A 20,189-nucleotide genomic window follows, 5' to 3' on the forward strand; every position below is an offset into this window, starting at 1 on the left:
GCTTGGGCCTGGCCATCAGCCGCCATTTGGCGCGGATGATGGCCGGCAACGTCGGCGTCGACAGCCAACCGGGCCAGGGCAGCACCTTTTGGTTCGAAGTTCCGCTGCAACGCGAGCTGAACCCTAGCGCGCCGATCGCCCAAGTGCCGGCGCCCGATTTCCGTCGCTCGGCCGAGATTTTGTTGGTCGAGGACAACGATATCAACCAAGAAGTCGCCAAGGCCTTGCTGGAAAGCGTCGGCTTGCGAGTCGACGTGGCCGAGCACGGCCAACAAGCACTGGAAATGGTCGAGCTACGCCGCTACGACCTTATTTTAATGGACATGCAGATGCCGGTCATGGACGGCCTGCAAGCCACCCGCTTGATTCGGAACACCGACCACGGCCACGAGCTACCCATCGTGGCGATGACCGCCAACGCCTTCGAGGAAGACCGCCAAGCCTGCCGCGACGCCGGCATGAACGATTTTCTGGCCAAGCCCTTCGATCCGGACCTGTTGTTCGATGTGTTGCGGCGCTGGATTCCCGCCGCCGGCACCTGCGCCCGCGACGTCGATCCGCCGGCGGCGGCCGCGCCGATTTCGCTCGACACCTTACGCGAGCGGCTGCGGGAACTGGCGATATTGCTGGCGGGCGGCAATTTGAAAGCCGCCGACGCTTGGCGAGACCTCAAGCCGGCGCTGGCCCGCGTGGTCGCGGCCGAAGCAATCCAAACCATGGACCCATTGGTCGAAAAATACGATCTGCCGCGGGCCTTGCACTATTTACGGGGTTTAATAGCGCAATATCCCGGCCTGGACGACGAAAGCGGTTAAAGTGGGCCCTCCGCGCCCGGTCAAGCCGAACGCCGGCCTATCGAAGCGGGCCGGAATCGGCTTAAAATAGTCGAAACGCTCAGGTAAAATCATCGACTTCCCGAACCGTTGCCTGACGACAGCGACTAAATTCTGCTTTGTCGGATTTGTTCAAGACCGTCATGCCCGCCGGGAAACGGGCATCCCGTGCCATGGAGGGTAGGCTTAAATCCATTCATGGAGTCCGGGTTCGCTCCGCGCTCTAACGCGTCCGGCAATCCATGCCGGAATGACAATGCTTATTGAATAATCTGACGAAGTAGATCTAAGCCAAGCCCCCTTTTCCGACAACATACATCTTACGCATGAGCTCTCAATTATCGGTACAAGCCCTACAGTGGACCGGCTCCAGTCTGAACGTCTTGGATCAACGGGCCTTACCGGCGCATATCCGTTACGACGAATACCGCGATGCCGCCGGCGTGGCCGACGCGATCGTGTCGATGCGGGTACGCGGCGCGCCGGCCATCGGCATCGCCGCCGCCTACGGCGTCGTACTATCGGCCAAATATCACTACCCGGACCCGACCTGGCAAGACAAAGTCGCCCGCGACATCGACCTGCTGGCCGCATCGCGGCCGACCGCCGTCAATCTGTTCTGGGCACTGGCGCAAATGCGCGACGTGCTGGCCGCCGCACCCGCCGACCCGCTCGCGGCGCTCGCCACCAAAGCCGAAGCCATCCATGCCGACGACATCGCCGCCAATTATGCGATGGGCGAACGCGGCGCCGATTTAATCGGCGGGGCTTGCTCGGTACTGACCCATTGCAATGCCGGCGCGTTGGCCACCGGCGGTTACGGCACCGCGCTGGGCGTGATCCGTAGCCTGCACCGGCGCGGTCAGATTAACAAAGTCTACGCCGACGAAACCCGCCCCTGGCTGCAAGGCGCCCGACTGACGGTTTGGGAGCTGGCCCAGGACGGCATTCCGGCCACGCTGATCGCCGATTCGGCGGCGGCCTGGTTGATGAAGTCCGGCAAAATCGACTGGATTGTGGTCGGCGCCGATCGGATCACCGCCAACGGCGACGTCGCCAACAAAATCGGCACCTATTCGCTGGCGGTGCTGGCCAAACGCCACGGCGTCAAGTTGATGGTGGCCGCGCCCTCCTCCACGCTGGACCTGAGTCTGGCGACCGGCGACGCCATCGAAATCGAAGAACGCAATCCCAACGAATTGCTGGCCGATTGCTATTTGGACAGCGATTCGCTGGTCGGCGCCTGGAATCCGGTATTCGACGTAACGCCGGCCGAATTGATCACCGCCATCGTCACCGAACGCGGTGTCGTCGTCGATCCCGGCCTGCACGGGGTAAGGAGTTTGGCGCCATGAACGCTATCCGCGACGCTAACAGCCCGCTGCTGGCCGTCGGCTGTTTGCTGGACGGCTTGAAATTACTGACCCGCGCCGAACTGCGCCAGTATTTGCTGATTCCGCTGTTGATTAATACGGTGCTGTATACCGGCGCCTTCATCCTCGGCTATCACTCGGTGTCCGCGCTGATCCACCAAGCGATTCCCGACTGGCTATCCTGGTTGAGCTGGATACTATGGCCGTTGTTTTTTATCAGTTTCTTGCTGATCGGCTTCTTTACGTTCACGCTGGTCGCCAATTTGATCGCCGCGCCCTATTACAGCCGCCTGTCAGCCAAAACCTTGTCTCTGTTGCACGGCCACGCGCCGGTCGCGGCCGACGCCGGCTGGGACCGGGTGTTTTTCGGCGAACTGAAGCGCATCGGCTATCTGTTGCTGCGGGTGCTGCCGCTATTGGTGCTGTTTCTGATTCCGGTGGTAAATCTGATCGCGCCGGTGCTGTGGGCGGCGTTCGCGGCCTGGGGCATCGCGATGGAATTTATCGCCTATCCGCTGGAAAATCGCGGCCAAACCTTCGACGCGCAAAAGCGCTTCATGCAACAGCGGCGCTGGAGCATGTTGAGCTTCGGCGCACTGACCGGCCTGGGCCTGACGCTGCCCATCGTCAATCTGGTGATGGGCCAGACCGCGGTGATTGCCGCGACCTTGTACGTGGACCGGGTCTTGCCGCCGGCCGGCAGCGACGAAGCGAGCTGACGGCGCGGCGATGCAGCAAATCCTGGCCATTGCCCTGGGCGGTTCGATCGGCGCGGTCAGCCGGTTTTTACTGGCGAACGCGATCTACGGGCTGCTAGGGCGCGGCTTTCCGCACGGCACGCTGTTCATCAACGTGTCCGGCTCGTTTTTGATGGGGTTTCTGACCGAATTGATGCTGCAACGTTTTGCGCTGGCGGTCGAATGGCGGGCCGCCATCCTGGTCGGATTCCTCGGCGCCTACACCACGTTTTCGACCTTCGCCATCGAAACCCTGTACCTGTTCGAGGCCGGCAGTTTACTGAAGGCTTTCCTAAATATTTTACTGAGCACCGTATTGTGCCTGGTGGCCTGCTGGGTAGGCCTAATCTGGGGCCGCACCTTGTTCGCCGACGCCTTATATCCCTGGCTGGGCCACGGTCTGCGCTACGGCGAAATGGCGCTGGCACTTTTGTTGGCCTTGCTGATTGCCACCGCCACCGAATGGTTGTTGCAAAGGGGCGCATACTCGGCCGAATGGCGAGCCGCGATTTACGTCGTGCTGCTAGGGCTATTGACCGTGGTCTCGACGCTGAGACTGACGTTGGGACTGCCTGAGATTCGCCTAGAGTTCCAGGGCTTGTTGAGTTTGTTCGTCGTCAATGCGATGCTCGGCGTCGCGACGGTCTGGTTGGGTTCGCGCTTGGGGAATTGGCTATGGCAATGGAAACCGTAACGTTGGCGCGGATTTATCTGCGCGAGGGCGAGCATCTGCTGGCCCGGTTGTTGGATACTTTACGCGACGAACGCGTGCGCGGCGTCACGGTGCTGCGCGGCATCGCCGGCTTTGGCGCCGACCGGGAAATCCGCACCGCCGCACTGGCCGATCTGGCGCTGGACCTGCCGCTGGTGGTCGAGTTTTACGACCGCCCCGAGCGGGTTGCCGCGATCCTAGCCCACTTGGAAATTCAAGGCGGCTTGGCGCACATCGTCAGTTGGCCGGTCACTTTGCATACACCGGAAGCCGACGCGCGTTAACCCCCTAACGATCATGAAACGGTTGCCTCCGCCCAGCCAATGAACGTCAACCGCATCGGAGCGACTTTAGCCGCGATCGACAGCGCTTCCACACCGGATTTCGGGGGACGCCTTGCTTGCGAGCGTTCGGGGTCCGCCTTTGTTCGTATGAACGCGTGCTCGATAACCGCCACGGACGCGACCCCGAGCGCCGTCAAAGCACCCTAATCCCGGAACTCGATTCACCAACCTTCACTCTTTGAACAGGACAGACCATGAAATACAGCCCTTGTATCGACCAATGCACCAGCGACGGCAGCCATTGCCAAGGCTGCGGCCGTTCGCACCAGGAAATCGCCGACACCAAGAAACTGGTCAAATCCATTGTCGAATTCGTGCAACAACAGCAATACGACAATCCGGAAGACTTCGTGGCTAAGATAGGCAAAAGCGTACTGAAGAAACTTGCCAAGGCCGCCGAGGAAAACGCCGGCTGACGCGGCAAGTTCGGCCGCTGTAATTTTTGATGGCCGCCGACGTGCTGTAGAAAATTGGTAGTGTTGGAGCGGTACGAGCCGCTCCAACAGGCACCTCTGAACATTTCAATCCATATTCTGCGCGTTGGCTCGGAAAAACGCTTGGCGATTGTCGGAACGGCTTCAGCCGCGATTGCGGGGGCGAGGTTCGTGTTACGAGAGTAACATTGAACCGTTACGATACGTTTTTTGCGGGGATGAGAAAGTCTGCCGCCTACTGCTACTTTGTCGGATTACTCAATGAACATTGTCATTCCGGCACGGATTGCCGGACCCGTTAGAGCGCGGAGCGAATCCGGACGCCACGGACGGATTTAAACATACCATCCATGGCACTGGAAGCCCGCTTCCCGGCGGGCATGACGGTCTTGAACAGATCTGAACTACCCAATGCACATTTCGGCAATCGTGGCCCGTGTGCGTCCCCTCGTCCATCAGCACACACCGAGTTTACCGGCGATATTGGCGTCGCGTTCTAAACGGCAGCCGTTAAGTGTAGCCGAGGAATGCTATAGTTTCCCTGTTAGATTTTCACAATTGCCAAATCCGTCCGGACTAGGGACAATGCCGCTCGCATGAAAAATAACAATCAGCGCGGCTAGCCGGCTTCCTTATTCGTCAGCAAATGCCGCCGAGCACTCGGATATCGCGGCATGCAAAACTTCAGTCCTTACTCCAATCTAGCCAACCTCGCTTTTTTCAGAGCGCCGGCCAAACCCGATTTTTCCGCGGTCTTCAAAGCCTGTTGCGACGCTATAAGTCCCGGTCATTTATTCGCGATACCCAAATTCGACGCCGCGTCCGAACAGGCGTTTTGGCGGGAACGTTACCAAGTATTGCTGGCTCCTCTGAAATGGGCGTTATTACTCGGTGCCGGCGCCTTCCTGGCCTACATCCTGCTGGATTTACACACTGGCGCCGACTCGATCGGCAATGCCCTGCCGCGAATGCCCATCATCGCGGTACTGGTCGGCTTGTTCGCATATTTGCAAACTCATGGGGATGCCGTCCGCCAGATTAATACCATCGCTAAATGGAGCGCCGGCCTGTCGGCCGCGAATTTGCTTATCCTGTTCATCATCGACGGCAAAGCGGCCGATTACCCATCGACCTGGCCCTGTTTACTGCCGATGTACTTTTTTAGTTACGGACAAATGTTCATGTCCTTGCGCGCGACGATCGGCTTCGGCTGGGCCACGTCGATCGCGATGCCGTTGGCCGGCCATGCCTTAGGTGTCGGGGCGGCGGACCTGATCTCGTCGATGATTAATCTGACCATCGTCAACCTGTTCGGCGTCTGCACCCGTTGCCAACTTGAAGCTTACGCCCGCAAATCCTTTCGGGAAAAACGCAATGCCCAGCAAAACGCCGACGACAAGGCGCGCTTCCTAGCACAAATCGGTCACAACTTGCGCCAACCGCTACAAGCCTTGAATTGTTACGCCTCGGTGATGGAAACCGCCTGCGGCGAGCCGACTCAGGCGCATTTAAAACCGCTGGCCAACCGCATGGGCTTGGCCATCGACGAACTAAGCCGCACCATCAACCATATCTTTCAGATCGCCAACGTCGAAAACGGCAAGCAAATCCCGCAACTCGCCACCGTCGATATCAATGTTTTTCTCGCGAGTCTGGAAACCCAATTCGCACCGCAAACCGCCGCGCGCGGCCTGCGCCTAAAGGTCCGCTTGCGCCGCAAACCGCCTTACAACGTACATACCGATCCCAGCATATTGGCGCAAATCGTCGGCAATCTGATCGACAACGCCATCAAATACACCCGCTCGGGCTGGATCAGCGTGGCGGCGGTCAACATCGGCGCCGGCCGGCTAAAACTGCACATCCGCGACAGCGGCGCCGGAATCCCGGCCGAACTGCGCGACAAGATCTTCGAAGACGCGGTGCGCGGTAAACTCGGACGCGAAACCGACGCCACGACGCCGGGCCTGGGCATCGGCTTGTACTATGCGTCAACGATGCTGCAACACTTGCCCAACCACACGATGAACCTTGATTCGCGCCCAGGCCGGGGCAGCGACTTTCAAGTCTATCTACCGATCGCGCACCAACAAGACGCCAACACCGGCGAGCCGGCCGTCACCGGCGACTTCAGCGGCCGCTACGTCTTGATCGTGGACGACGACGCCAAAGCCCTGGACGGCCTGGCCTGCCAGTTGCAAAGTTGGGGTTGTGAAGTGCAAACCGCCTTGTCGTTGGCCGACACCCACATGACACTGGCCGACAATCTGGCGATTCCGGACCTGCTAATTACCGACTTTTACTTGAAACAACACGAAACTGCTCACGACGTCATCGCCGCCGTCCACGCCGACTGCGGCCCGGTGCCGGTTCTGGTGCTCTCGGCAGACGGCATCTCCGAGCAAGACAAGGCACTGTGGCCGGCCCGTACCGGCTTGTTGCGCAAGCCGGCCAGTCCCAAGACGCTGATGGAAGCCATGCTGCGCACGATGGGCGAGACGCCGAATCAGCCTAGCTATTGCCCACTCCCGGCTTACCAAACACAATCCCTCGCACAAACAGCTTGACCAGCAACTCGGTGCGCCGAGTCACGCCGAACTTCAAAAAAATCGGCCGCAGGTGGTTGCGGACGGTTTGCTCCTGAATCGCCAATTGCAGCGCGATTTGCTTATTGCTGTAGCCGCGCGCGATCCAGCGCAAAATATCGAATTCGCGCGGCGTCAAACCCAGACTGGCCGGATCGGTAACCTGGGCCAGTCCGCTCGGCGCACCGGCGTCGCCGGCCGGCGTCTCGCCGGTGACCGTCGCCGGCAAATACACCCGGCCCGACAACAAATCGCGCAAGGCTTCGACAAACCCCTGCCGAGAAATCGTCTTGACCACGAAGCCCATCGCCCCCGCCTTCAAAGCCTGAAACACCAAATCCCGATCACCGACTCCGGAAAACATCACCACGCACAGCTCCGGAAAATCCGCCTTCAGCTTAGCCAAGCCCTCCAAACCGCTGCAATCCGGCAGTTGCAAATCCAGCAACACCAAATTCAACGGCTGGGCGTTGGCGATGGCCAGGCCGGCCGCGAAACTCTCGGCCTCGAACACTTGCACGTCCGGATAAATCTGTTTCAACAAACACGCCACCCCTTCGCGCGCGCAAAAGTGGTCGTCGATCAACAAAATATTCACAGTCTTCATCCCCGTGGCAAGCCTGATTAGAGGATTGTAACCCCGTACAGCCCACAATAGACCCAGTACATTTGTACTAGTACGGAAAACAAGTGGCGTAAAGAATTGTATTTCGAGAGAATCAACAATAGGCTCATAAATTAATATATTTAGGACCGAGAATATCCCAATCTAAGATAAATTCGATAACTATCGCTATGCGTGAACATATAGCTCACTGAAATATAGGCAGTTAGTATCCATTATCGATAAGCATACCTTTTTATTAACGAATTTTATAAAAACTTTAACAAAATACATTATGAAATCGAAAAAAACACTATTAAATATATTTTTCACAATACTTTCAATAATTATTTCAATTAGTTTTGCCGATCAACCGAATCAGTCGATGAAAGATATAGAGGATATAAAAGAACATTTGGATAGCGCTGCCGAAGCACTCGACACCTTACGCAGTATGAATGACGAATTCGGCGAAGTGCTTATGTCTTATCCTGTTCTGGGAAAAAGCCAAAGTAGCAATAACTTCGACTTGAAGAAAGACAGCAAGGAGTATTTGGAAGAGGCCAAAAAAATATCTCAAGGCGGTGCTGCGCATGCATTGATGATGGCCAACGTGATAGCCGGTTCATTGCAAATCAAAAATAACCCGATGATTGGCCAACAATTCCAGACGGATTTACAGCAATACCAAAGCTCAGAATCGGCACTAGACGGATATACAACCGAGAAAATGGCAATTTGTAATGAAAGAAAAGCGCTATATGTTGACGAGTCCGATCCTGATAAGAAAGAAACTAAATTAAAAACCTGGGACGATTGTTTAACCAATTTAAAACCGGTTTCAGCAACAGCACCCCACCGAGACACGACAACGCCGATTGATCCCAAAGACCCAAAATTTGCAGATGAAGCTAAAGCGCTATTAAAAGACAATAGCTTGGTTAAGGCGCCTGGAACGCTGTTGCCGAGCGATCTTCAATTATCAATCAGTAATCGCGATGCGCTACATATCGCGGCTGGCGACAAAGCGGTCGAAACCGCCTACCGCATTCTTGGCGATCCTTCAATGGCCAACCAATTCAAAGGGAAGGTATTATTTATTGCCTCCTCGATGGTTTCGGTCAATCCAGGCTGGCGCACCCGAGAGGGTTTTTTTGCGCGATTATCCGCCGAAATGAAAATTGATTATGCCCCCGCGAGTTATCAGGCAAAACAGAAGTTTTTAGAGCAAACACAGATTCCTTGTGACGTACGAAAAACGGTCAAAAGCACATGGAATATCGAGGAAGATAAATCACCGCAAGACTCTAAAAAAACTGAATCAACGGGTTCAGAAGACGCAAATACTAAAAATGCAAAACAAGATATTGATAACTGCAATACTTCAACAACCCTCGAATATTTTCCAAATGAATACATTTTGTCAGAAAATGAAGATATTTGGCCTAAACCACTAATTGCTGCTGTTTCTCCGTTGACGGCCAGCCAAACATTGGATTTGAGTAATTCGGAACGAAGTGTGATGGAGTTTTCCTTGGCGCTTGCCGGCATCCTGAAAGAAATGAATCTCGATGGTCAAGCCAGCATCTTCGAACAATTTGTCCGCAGCAATCAAAGCGACAGTAGATCCCGAACTGTCAATACTGTTGTTAATTCTTACAGTATTAATGGTGGTCAATTTGGCTATCAAATCGCGCCGCAATTTGTAGGTCTGGATATACAAGACGAAAACAATCGAAGTGCCAATATTTTACAGCCGCAATCCTTTCCGGTATTACTGTTAATTGGTTTGGACCAGAATGACTTGAACCTTCGAGTTAGAAAATGTGTCCTTCCGCCGGCCCTTGACCCTGATGGAGAAAAATCTTGTAAACAAGGATCAGGCTCTGACCAGTGGAAAATTATGGAACCGCATTTAGCAATGACACAAAATTTCGATTGGCGAAGAGCGGACAGTCGCGGTTTTTGGGGAACAATTGGCCACTTCTTTTACGATCCCGGCTATTATTTCTTTAGCAAAGATAAAACGTCAGAACATATAAATATTCTTTATGACTTGAATCTCAAATATAAAAACTTGGATAGTGATATTAGACAGTGTAACAAAAACAACGTTGAATGCCAAATATTGGCGCGTAGCAGGGATTTTCTTACGTTAAAATATTGGACACAGAAATACTCTTTAGCTACCGTTAGCATTCAGGATATTCCACAAGACATTTTGTTTCCAGCCGCCCCGCAGGATACGAAACCCAAACTCCAGCCTTTTATCACGGAAATCATTCCAAACAAAATACGACTGACTCGTTCCGGAAACAACGTATTGGCTGATAATAACGAAATTTTAATTCTTGGAAGTAACTTAAAACAGCTAGATACCTCCAAGATAGAATTCGTACCACAAAACACTGGCTCTTTTAAAGTGTCCAATACCGAACCGGATGACAATAAAATACGAATCTCGGCATCCGTCGTTGGCGACTCGCCGATTTCATTCAAAATCCCTATCAAACCGGATAACAAAAACTTCTTATTCACGGCACCGATAAAAGTGGAAATTATTGACGTAAAACCGCAAACTTCTCCTACAACAGACAAGCCAGCAACCAACAAAGTTACCGGCTCTATACAGGTGCCTATTTCAATGGATGTGCCAAATAATTCAGCTAACTGATTGCCAAGTTTTTGGATGACCATGCTTTATCTTTTTAGAATTTTTTCTGATAAATAGCATGCTTACATTTTCTAAACCCTGTTGAAAAACTTACCAACTTAACAATATTAAACCATTACGGAGTTCACGCCATGCCTAATATTCATGTTGCAGTTATAAATGCCAGCACCGTGGTAAAAGATGAGGATTTTGCTAAAACAGTGGCCGCCCTTCAAATCCAAGTCTCGCGTGATTTTGCTCCAGTGTGGGGAATTGATGCGACGTTGCGAGCGTTATCCAAGCAAGAAAAACCTACCGCACACGAATGGTGGCTTGCCATTCTCGACGATTCGGACCAAGCCGGAGCTTTGGGTTATCACGATTTAACAAGTACCGGTTTACCTATCGGCAAAGTTTTTGCAAAAACCGACTTGCATTATGGCGATGCCTGGAGCGTGACAGCTAGTCATGAGTTATTGGAAATGTTGGCCGACCCAACTATAAATCTTACCGTCTTTGACGAATCAAATCGCGGTGGACGTTTGTATGCTTATGAAGTTTGCGATGCCTGTGAGGCTGATAAATTTGGCTATAAAATAAATAATATTTTAGTCTCGGATTTTGTGTTTCCAAGTTGGTTTGAATCGTTTTGGAAGCCGAACACAACCCAATTTTGTTATTCCAATAAAATAACAAAACCTTTTCAGCTACTAAAAGGCGGCTATATTGGTATCTATGATATAAATTCCGGTAATGGCTGGACCCAACTAACAGCGGAAAAAGTCAATCATCGCGCTAGGCCACCGGTTGGCAGCAGACGAGAGCGCCGATCAATTTTAACCAGCAATAGAATATTCAGCACCTGCCACTCAGAGTGAATTCGATTTAATTATTATTCTATAAATTCAAAATACATTTAGCCCTTACTTTAATAACAACATTGACAATAACTTAACCTATTTATCGAAATCACAACCCGTAAGGCGGAACGCGTCAACAGTTCCGCCAAATGATATATGTCCACTACGGCTATTCTAACCAATTACAAGTAGTTTCATCATGTCACTAGGTTTCTATCGTCTTATTAAAGGCCGCTTGATTGTTCGGCAGCGGCAGTCGCCGGATGGGGACAGCATGCGTTTTATCGCCAACGATATGTCGCTGTTCGAGGGCCTGCCGCACTTCTCGCCGCCCAGTGTGGCTGGCGACGAGGAAAGTTATCAACTCCGTTTTCAAGCCATCGATACGCCGGAACTGCATTACGCCGGCGTGGAGCAACCGCATGGCGTGGAAAGCCGGGACGGGCTATTGAAGTGGCTGGGTGTCGATCCCGCGGAATGGAACTGGCATGTCGCGCCTAGCGGCTTTGCCTGGGAAACCGAGGCGGCGATACTGTGCGACGGCTTCGAAGGCCACGGCAGACCGATCGCTTTTGTGTTGCGCGATTCGGACGACCAAGACGGCGCTGACATCAAACTTACCGAAACCTTGCTGAGCAAAACTTACAACTACCATGCCGTCAAAACCGGCCTGGCATACCTGGGTCTGTATTCGGGCGGACTGTCTTCGGATATTCAAGCCAACTTGATCGCCGCCTATAAAAAAGCCAAGACCGCCAAATCGGGGCTTTGGAAATTGGACAGAACTAAACGCTTTACCGTCACTCAACTAGCGGATCTGGAGCCCGAGCACGGCAGACTGATTTATCCGAAAATCTTTCGCCGTTGCGTGGACGCGTTGCGCTGGGCGGGTGGCGAATTCGCGCCCGGCCGCGATCTGGACGATTTTTTAGCGGCATTGCCGAGAGAGGACGATCGATTGATTGCCCATATCGCCCACGGCGGCCAACTCAAGAGCAGACTCAGTCAAGTATTGGAGCAAGTCAATAACCAGATCAAGATACCCGTCGATCTGAATACGGTGGAATTTGTGTCGAATTAATGAAAACCTCCAGCAGCGGTGAAAACCAGACGTTCGAACGGCTTCACGTTTCCACCGATTGATTTGCTCGGAAAACTGGCGGAAAGCCTATCGCCGCCAGGTCTACATGTTCATCAAGGCTGCATTTCGGAATCCAACCCAAAAGGCAAGCCTAACTTCCAAGGGCAATTATCCAGCCCTTGCACTGCGTTAACGCAAACTTCTTTTCGAGGAGTCCATTATGCCTACCATCCACTTCGGCAGCAAAAACGAGCCAGGATTCGACCTGGAAGCCGGCGACGATTTAATCGCGGTGCGGACCCGGAGCGGCCGATCGATTACTCAAAGCAGGGGCGCCGTGCCCAACCCCAACTCGGCTCAGTTGAATGATGGCGTGTTGGTGGCGGCCTACCCCGACGTCGGCGTCGAGGTGTATCGAGTGCCGCCGACGCGCTCGCTCGGCGACCGGAAAGCCGCCCTGCGCGCCGTGCCGGATGTGCGCTTCGCCGGCGGGGTATTGATCGATCCCGGCACCGGCGAGCCGGTGTTGTATACCGAAAATCTGTTCGTCAAATTCGTCGATAGCGCCGACCCGGACGACTGTAGCGCGCTGTTGACCGGCCTCGGTTTGCGGATCAAGGAACAAGTCAGCTACGCCACCAACGCCTACTTCGTCGGCGCCGTCGAAGGCACCGGGCAGAAGGTATTCGATATTGCCGATGAGCTGTTGCAACGCGACGACGTGGAGTATTGCCATCCGGAACTGATCCGGCCGCGCACTCGCAAGAGTATTTTCCCGCAGCAGTGGCATTTAAAGAAGACCGTGGTGAATGGCGTCGGCATCGACGCCCATGCCAATGTCGAGGCCGCTCACGCCGTGACCCTCGGCGACGGCGTGACGATCGCCCTGATCGACGACGGCGTGGACATCGATCACCCGGAGTTTTCCGGCACCGGTAAAGTGGTGGCGCCCTGGGATGTCACCAGCAAGACCGGCGACCCCAGGCCCAAGGACAAGGGCTTTCCGGACGACCACGGCACCGCCTGCGCCGGCGTCGCCTGCGCGAGCGGCACGCTCGGCGCATCCGGCGTTGCCCCCAATGCCCGGCTGATGCCGATTCGGCTGGCGTCCGGCCTGGGCTCGATCGAGGAGGCCAACGCTTTCAAATGGGCCGCCGATCAGGGCGCGGACGTGATTTCTTGCAGTTGGGGCCCGGCCGACGGCGAGTGGTGGAATCTCGGCGATCCGGCGCACCAGCAAATCACCCGCCTGCCGGCCAGTACCAAATTGGCGATCGACTACGCCGTGACCAACGGCCGCGGCGGCAAGGGCTGCGTGATTCTGTTCGCCGCCGGCAACGGCAACGAGTCGGTCGATAACGACGGTTATGCCAGTTACGACAAACTGATGGCCGTCGCGGCCTGCAACGACCAAGGCAAACGCAGCGTTTACAGCGATTTCGGCAACGCGGTGTGGTGCGCCTTCCCGAGCAGCGACTTGGGGCTGGCGCAACTAAGCCATCCGGAACCTCTGACGCCGGGCATTTGGACCACCGACCGGCTCGGCGCCAAAGGTTACAACGCCGGCAATGTCGCGGACGGCGATGCCGGCGGCAGTTTCACCAACAGCTTCGGCGGTACTTCCAGCGCCTGCCCCGGCGCGGCCGGCGTCGCGGCTTTGGTACTGGCGGTCAATCCCAATCTAAAGTGGTTCGAGGTCAAGGAGTTGTTCAAACGCGCCTGCGACCGGATCGATCCGCAACAAGGCAACTACGACGCCAACGGCCATAGTCCGAAATACGGCTACGGCCGCTTGAACGCGCTGACCGCCGTCAATCTGGCGAAGCCGCAACCCCGTAATAGCGTCAAGGTCAGCCGAGTCTTCGACGCGCCGATACCGGACCTGCGAACGGTTGAGTTCACGCTGGCGGTCGCCGACAACTCGCCGGTGGAAGCCATCGCGGTATCGGTGGACATCAAGCATAGCTACATCGGCGATCTGCTAGTCGCGGTGCTGCCGCCGGCCGGCACCGGCGTGAAGCCGGTCGTGTTGCACAATCGAGCCGGCGGCGCGACCAAAAATCTAAAGAAGACCTACGACAAAAGCACCGCGCCCGATCTGGCCAAGTTGTTGGGCAAGGATTGCACGGGAAATTGGACCTTGCACATCGAGGACAAGGCGCCCCGAGACATCGGCACGCTGGTGTCGTTTGGCATTGAGCTAGTATTCGCGCACCCGAGTCGGAACTTGTCGGCAATCGCGGCGGCTGGCCCGGCCGGTAAACCCAAGCGCGTTAAGGGAAAATCAAGTTGATTAGGTCACTTTGGCTCGCGCGACGACGCTTTATCCTAGCGGCAACGGCTTGGGGTAGCGCGAATATAGGGCAGGATGCCCAGTTCAGCCACCCGCCTCCCGGCCGGCGTCGGTACCCAATAGCTCACGCCGACAAGGCCACTGGCTTTTTTGTAATCAAACGGAGGACATCAGATGAAACAACTCAGCATCGAACCCAACAACACCCAATTTTCGCTGCCGAACGCCTATGCGCTGGCCCTGGCGTCGAAGCTGGCCTATGCCGGCGAAGCCGAAGTCTTGAACAAACTGTCGGTACAAGGCTTTAACGGCCGCTTCATCGACGGCAGCAAGATTCCCGGTTCGCGCCAGGATACTCAAGCTTTTATCGCCCACAGCGGCAGTGCGATCGTGATCGCGTTTCGCGGCACCGAGAAAGTGCCGGACGACTGGTGTACCGACGCCAAGATGGCGTTTCGCGTGACGCCGCACGGCCACATTCACACCGGCTTCGACGATGCCCTCGACGTGATTTGGGATACCTTGATCGAAACGCTGGAAAACGTGCACCAGTACGGGCAATCGCTATGGCTGACCGGGCATAGCCTGGGCGGCGCGTTGGCGGTGCTGGCCGCCGCGCGCTTGAGTCTGGAAATCGATCAACGCATCTACAAATCGATCAACGGCTTGTACACCTTCGGCCAACCTCGGGTCGGCGATCGCCGCTTTGTCGGCGAGCTTGACCAAGCCTTGAAGCCGCGCTATTTCCGCTTCGTTAACGATAACGACATCGTGCCGCGCGTGCCGGACCGGCTCAACCAATACCAGGAAGGCGGCAGCATTCGCTTCTTCGATTCGGAAGGCAAATTACACGAGGATGTCGGTTACTGGTTTAAGTTCATGGAGCGGATTAAAGGCTCGCTAAACCAGAAACTGGATTTAATTCCATCCTTTATCGAGCATCATTTTATCGATCACTATATTCAAAACATCGAGAAGAATTTATAAGGCGGGGCCGGTCAGCGTTATTAACCCGGCGCTATTTATCACTGGTAATCCGTTCGGGCCGAGCTTGGCTAATCCCAGGCTGGCATGCCCTTCGACAGGACTCTCCTGAGCGCAGCCGAAGGACTCAGGGCGAACGGTATTCAAGGGCCGGGTTAATTCTACCTTGCCAGATAATCGGTAGTGCTCGTCATTTCGGCAGGGATTGCCGAAATCCAGACTCCACGGACGGATCGAAGCTTGCCATCCATGGCACTGGATGCCCGCTTCCCGGCGGGCATGACGGCGTTGCGTAAATCTGACAAAGTAGAAGTGATAACCCTAAATAAACCTTGAACTTAAAAAATAGCTGTCGGCTTGCGTTGCGGCCGAATGAAAAATAGGCATTCGATCATCGGCCCGACAAGGCGTTTTTTCCGCGCTGAACTAAACTGCCGAGGTAACAAGCGTTAGGGCCGAGAGCCATTTATCTCGGTGTTTGAATAATAAAAACAAGCTCTTCGCCAATTTCAAGAGAGGTATTCCATGAGCAATAAAAATATCGTGCTGTGCTCGGACGGCACCGGCAACAAAGGCGGGTATGGTAGCGACAGCAACGTGTACAAAACCTATAAGGCCGTGGACGTCACCAGCGGCAAGGCTCATCAATTCACTTTTTACGACCAAGGGGTCGGCACCGACAAGAGCGACACCAGCAAAAACAAATACTGGACCGCGATGTCCGGCGCATTCGGTTTCGGTTTTCAAAAAAACGTGCTCCATCTGTACCACTTCCTGGCCAGATGCTACGTACCCGGCGACAACATCTTTTTATTCGGTTTCAGCCGCGGCGCGGCGACCGTGCGCGCCTTTGCCGGATTTTTAAACGCTTGCGGCTTGATCGATCCCAAACACTTCTTAAAGACCGACGGCTCGATCGATTCCGCGGTGCTATCGGGCTTGGTCAAGCAAGCCATGACCTGCTACGGCACCGGTAATCCGAACCAACACCAGCAGTTCAAAAAACAATTCGCGTTCCAAGATCCAAACCACGCACCCGACGGCAACTTGAAGATCCATTTCGTCGGCGTTTGGGATACCGTGTCGGCGTTGGGCTTTCCCAAGGACTTCAGCGTTCTGCTGCAAGGCTTCGGTCGAAGCATGGACTGGTTAACCGATCATAGCCCGTGGTGGAAGCATAGCTTTTACGATTACAAACTGAATAACGCCATCCAAAATGCCTATCACGCGATCTCCATCGACGACGATCGGGAAACCTTTCATCCCTTGGTTTGGGACGAGCGCGACTACGACCATTACGTCGAGCAAGTCTGGTTTGCCGGAGTGCATTCCAACGTCGGCGGCGGCTACCCGCGCACCGGCATGTCCGACGTGGCCTTGGTCTGGATGCTGGAAAAAGCCATGGCCCACGGCTTGGTTATCTACGACGACGTGTTGGCAAGCTATCGGGACGGCGCCAACATTTACGACAAACTCTACGATTCGCGCGACGGCTTGGCGATGTATTACCGCTACGGACCGCGCAATTTGGCCGAGTTATCCAAAGATTCCAAAACCGGCAAGTGGCTGCTTAAAAACGACGCCGACATCGCCATTCACCGCAGTGCGTTCCGAAAAATCCTGGAAGTCAGCGAGGCCTATGCACCCGATGGCCTGCCGCCTAAATTCAATGTGGTAGACCATGTGTTCGACGCAAACAATCCGCCTGCGGCGGCGGCCTCCAAGGTGGTACTGACCGTGGATACCTCGGCAAAATCCGCCGCTTGGCAGCAACTTAGCGCCGAGGCCGACGCCGTCATTAACGCCAGGAAACACTTGTACGTCTGGTTCTCGGAACTGACGATGGCGATCATCCTAGCGTCGTGGTTTATGTGGGTCTATCCGCCCGATTCGGTAACCAACCTGACCAGCGGCGGCCTCAGCGGCGAGATTTCGGATTTGCTGCGTTATCTGACGCCGGTATTCTTCGAAAACTTTATCCGCTACGTGGTGGAAGTCCACGGCTGGATTTCTCTGCTGATGCTCGGCACGTTGGCGGCGCTGTATTACCGGCGCAATTCCTTGCTCAATAAACTGGATCAAACCTGCCAGGACATGGCGACCTTGATAAAACTCATCCTCACGGCGCAAAAAAACAGCGCCCAACCGTGAAGTCCCAACCAAGAATACTTGTACGGAGGTGACCCATGATAGATGCCAACCTAATCAAATCCGCGCTGCCGCAATGTAAGTCGCCCGATACCTGGGCGGCGGCGTTGAACCCGGCGATGGAGCAATTTCAAATCAACAATCCCGGCCGCATCGCCTGCTTTCTGGCCCAGACCGGCCACGAATCCGGTCAATTCAACCGCTTGACGGAAGGCCTGTTCTACAAAACCGCCGCGCGGCTGGTAGCAGTGTGGCCCAAGCGCTTTCCGACCGAAGCCGTCGCCGCGCCCTATGTCGCCAACGAAGAAAAACTAGCCAATTACATTTACGCCAACCGGATCGGCAACGGCCCGGAAAGCTCCGGCGACGGCTACCGGTTTCGCGGCCGGGGCTTGATTCAAATCACCGGCCGCAGCAATTACGCCGATGTCGGCAAGGCCTTGGGCGTGGATTTGCTCGCGCAACCGGAATTGTTGATCGAACCGAAATGGGCGGCTTTGAGCGCCGCCTACTTTTGGTTCGGCCACGGTTTGAATGCCTTGGCCGACGACCAAACCGACGACAACGACGTCGAGGACTTCACCGCGATCACCAAGAAAATCAACGGCGGCACCGCCGGCTTGCAGGATCGCTTGGCTTTGTATCGGACCATCAAGCCGTTGGTGAAATAGGCGAAAAATTGCATGGCGCGTGGCTCGCCCACTCGGCGAGCCGGGCTGTTTGAAGCGTTCGGCGGCAAGCCCCGGTCGGCATCGCAGCCATGAGCCGGTGGACCGAGCGAAACCGAAATCCGCTTCGGCTTCGCTCAGCAAACGGTTGGTGAGGTTAAATCTCGGCTTTCGCCCAGTCTCGATCAGCACTTGTTACATCGGCGACTGTAGGACCGGCTTCAGTCTCGATCCGGGGCGTCCGGCGGAGCATATGCTTGCAGCTTCCGCTAAACCGCCTCCTATTATGGATTTAAGCGACGACGCCCCACCAACGCGGGTTTAATCGAAACAGGTCTGGGCCGCCTGTAACGCACGCGCCGGTGTGCAAACCTAGGTTTGCAACTCCAGTTTGCCGGAGAAGCACCCACTTTCGGCGCTTATAGCAGGTGCAATCAAAGGTGTCCGGCGCCGGAATTGCGACAAAAGAGTCTCGGCAACATGCACCCTAGGCAACAGCCAGACCAGGGAAAGCGCCTGTAAGGCTCGCTCCGGAGTGCAAACCTAGGTTTGCGACTCCAGCTTGGTGGTGGCGCTTCCCGATGAGTCGCTACTCTGACTGGCGCACCAATTTAAATGTGAGCCACCTAACAGTTTTTGATATTGCTTCTATACTCGATCCGCGCGGAAACCAGACGCGGCGCGGTTGATGACACAGGGTGCAAGCGCGCCGGAACGGACACGGCAACGGCCTGAACGGTTGCCGAACATAAAAATGACTCACGCCAATGAGGACAAACCATGGACCACTCAAACATCAACACTTCACGACTACTACCCTGGCTGCTGGCCCTGTCCACCGGCCTGATCGCCGGCTGTGCCGATGCGCCGAAGGCGCCACTGACCACGTTAGGCCAATTGCCGGCGTTCGAGAAAATCAAGGACAAACTAGAGGCCTTGAACCTGACGCTGCCCAAGCCGGAATTCAATATCGACGCCGCCCGCTTCGTCGGCTGCATGGCGCCGTTGACGTCGCGCCTCGAACCCGGCTTGGCCAAGGTACTCGGCGAAGTTGAAGAGAAAACCGACGAACTCAAAGCCAAACTCGACACGCTGGAAGGCTTGAACGACCGCAATCTGCTGGGCAAGCAATCGCTGATAGCCGATCTGCTGGACAAGCTGACGACGTCGCCGCACCTGGAAGGCCCGGCCGGTCTGGCCCAAAAAATCAAGGACGATCTGGCCGAACATCGCAAACACTTTAAACAGCGGGTCAATACAGAAAAGGAATTACTGGAAGCCGACACCCGGCAAGCCCTGAAGCTCGAAGAAGAATATCTAAAGGCCTATTTTAAAAAAGGCGGCGCGCAACTGGTTTCGCAAATCATCCAAGACCCCGCCGAGCAAACCGAATTGCAGCGGCAAGCCGCGTCGCTGTTGAAGCTGAAAACCGACGACCCCAAGCTGGAGCAAGTGCTGGTTTTGTTCGACAAGCAACTCGGCAAAGCCGCGAGCAAACTGGCCAAAAAAAGTCCCGGCTTCGTCGGTCGCGACGGCACCCAATACGGCTTTCCGGGCATCGTCGAAACCGGCACACACGTCAGCATCGACCACAGCCAAGTCGCCGCCGACACCTTGCGCATCGCCCTGGAAGCCGTCCGCGACCATTACGCGCCGTTGCCGGTGCTGCCGAATACCAACGCCGCCGCCAGCTTGACCGATTACGTCATTGATTTCAGCAAACCGGTGCACTGGGTTTACGACCGCCGCGCCGGTACATCCGCCGACATCAGCATCGACGAAGCCGGCTTCCAAGAAATCGAGGCCCATGCCCGTAAAGCCGAAGCCAGTGTGGCCGGCGCGGTCGGCAAGGCCATTCGCGGCGGGTCCTGGGGCGCGTT

General features: G+C 55.3%; 16 protein-coding genes. 15 read left to right on the forward strand and 1 reads right to left on the reverse strand.

Features of this window, described 5'->3' with window-relative positions; translation table 11 throughout:
• The 7 genes from BJL95_RS09320 to BJL95_RS09350 form a co-directional block, all read left to right on the forward strand.
• On the forward strand, positions 1–815 hold an 815-nt coding region (locus tag BJL95_RS09320), incomplete at its 5' end, for a response regulator (protein ID WP_175463677.1).
• Positions 816–1,159: 344 nt separating this feature from the next.
• Positions 1,160–2,188, forward strand: a complete 1,029-nt coding sequence (mtnA, locus tag BJL95_RS09325) for an S-methyl-5-thioribose-1-phosphate isomerase (RefSeq protein WP_071157385.1) — start codon at positions 1,160–1,162, stop codon at positions 2,186–2,188.
• The gene (gene cysZ, locus BJL95_RS09330; RefSeq protein WP_071157387.1) at positions 2,185–2,925 is read left to right on the forward strand and encodes a sulfate transporter CysZ; all 741 of its coding nucleotides are present in this window, start codon (positions 2,185–2,187) and stop codon (positions 2,923–2,925) included. Before mtnA ends, cysZ begins: the two co-directional genes overlap by 4 nt.
• Positions 2,926–2,935: 10 nt before the next feature.
• Complete coding sequence (gene crcB, locus BJL95_RS26030) at positions 2,936–3,637, forward strand: fluoride efflux transporter CrcB (RefSeq protein WP_071157389.1); 702 nt, start codon at positions 2,936–2,938, stop codon at positions 3,635–3,637.
• Positions 3,625–3,939 carry a DUF190 domain-containing protein gene (locus BJL95_RS09340; RefSeq protein ID WP_254786757.1) on the forward strand — a complete coding sequence of 105 codons (315 nt, stop codon included), beginning with the start codon at positions 3,625–3,627 and terminating at the stop codon, positions 3,937–3,939. Before crcB ends, BJL95_RS09340 begins: the two co-directional genes overlap by 13 nt.
• 254 nt (positions 3,940–4,193) lie before the next feature.
• Complete coding sequence (locus BJL95_RS09345; RefSeq protein WP_064029905.1) at positions 4,194–4,415, forward strand: DUF1289 domain-containing protein; 222 nt, start codon at positions 4,194–4,196, stop codon at positions 4,413–4,415.
• A 692-nt stretch (positions 4,416–5,107) separates the two neighbouring features.
• A complete protein-coding gene (locus BJL95_RS09350; protein ID WP_071157392.1) occupies positions 5,108–7,000 on the forward strand; it encodes a hybrid sensor histidine kinase/response regulator in 1,893 nt (630 codons plus the stop codon).
• Here the strand turns inward: BJL95_RS09350 and BJL95_RS09355 are convergent.
• Positions 6,945–7,625, reverse strand: a complete 681-nt coding sequence (locus tag BJL95_RS09355; protein WP_083385844.1) for a response regulator transcription factor — start codon at positions 7,623–7,625, stop codon at positions 6,945–6,947. The genes BJL95_RS09350 and BJL95_RS09355 overlap by 56 nt on opposite strands.
• Positions 7,626–8,007: 382 nt before the next feature.
• On the opposite strand from BJL95_RS09355, the gene BJL95_RS09360 reads away from it, so the two are divergent.
• The 8 genes from BJL95_RS09360 to BJL95_RS09395 all read left to right on the forward strand — a co-directional run.
• A complete protein-coding gene (locus BJL95_RS09360) occupies positions 8,008–10,296 on the forward strand; it encodes a hypothetical protein (protein WP_217631672.1) in 2,289 nt (762 codons plus the stop codon).
• A 131-nt stretch (positions 10,297–10,427) separates the two neighbouring features.
• Positions 10,428–11,153, forward strand: coding sequence for a hypothetical protein (locus tag BJL95_RS09365; protein WP_071157396.1), 726 nt, complete (start codon positions 10,428–10,430; stop codon positions 11,151–11,153).
• 256 nt (positions 11,154–11,409) lie between these two features.
• Positions 11,410–12,216, forward strand: coding sequence for a hypothetical protein (locus tag BJL95_RS09370; RefSeq protein WP_217631673.1), 807 nt, complete (start codon positions 11,410–11,412; stop codon positions 12,214–12,216).
• A 220-nt stretch (positions 12,217–12,436) separates the two neighbouring features.
• Positions 12,437–14,509, forward strand: coding sequence for a S8 family serine peptidase (locus BJL95_RS09375; RefSeq protein ID WP_071157400.1), 2,073 nt, complete (start codon positions 12,437–12,439; stop codon positions 14,507–14,509).
• Positions 14,510–14,683: 174 nt separating this feature from the next.
• Positions 14,684–15,496: an Mbeg1-like protein gene (locus BJL95_RS09380; protein ID WP_064025509.1), complete on the forward strand. Its 813-nt coding sequence runs from the start codon at positions 14,684–14,686 to the stop codon at positions 15,494–15,496.
• A 522-nt stretch (positions 15,497–16,018) separates the two neighbouring features.
• The gene (locus tag BJL95_RS09385) at positions 16,019–17,644 is read left to right on the forward strand and encodes a DUF2235 domain-containing protein (RefSeq protein ID WP_071157402.1); all 1,626 of its coding nucleotides are present in this window, start codon (positions 16,019–16,021) and stop codon (positions 17,642–17,644) included.
• 35 nt (positions 17,645–17,679) lie between these two features.
• Positions 17,680–18,312 carry a glycoside hydrolase family 19 protein gene (locus tag BJL95_RS09390; protein WP_071157404.1) on the forward strand — a complete coding sequence of 211 codons (633 nt, stop codon included), beginning with the start codon at positions 17,680–17,682 and terminating at the stop codon, positions 18,310–18,312.
• 777 nt (positions 18,313–19,089) lie between these two features.
• On the forward strand, positions 19,090–20,189 hold a 1,100-nt coding region (locus BJL95_RS09395), incomplete at its 3' end, for a hypothetical protein (protein ID WP_175463678.1).

It is taken from the genome of Methylomonas sp. LWB (assembly GCF_001856095.1).
Classification (GTDB): domain Bacteria; phylum Pseudomonadota; class Gammaproteobacteria; order Methylococcales; family Methylomonadaceae; genus Methylomonas; species Methylomonas koyamae_A.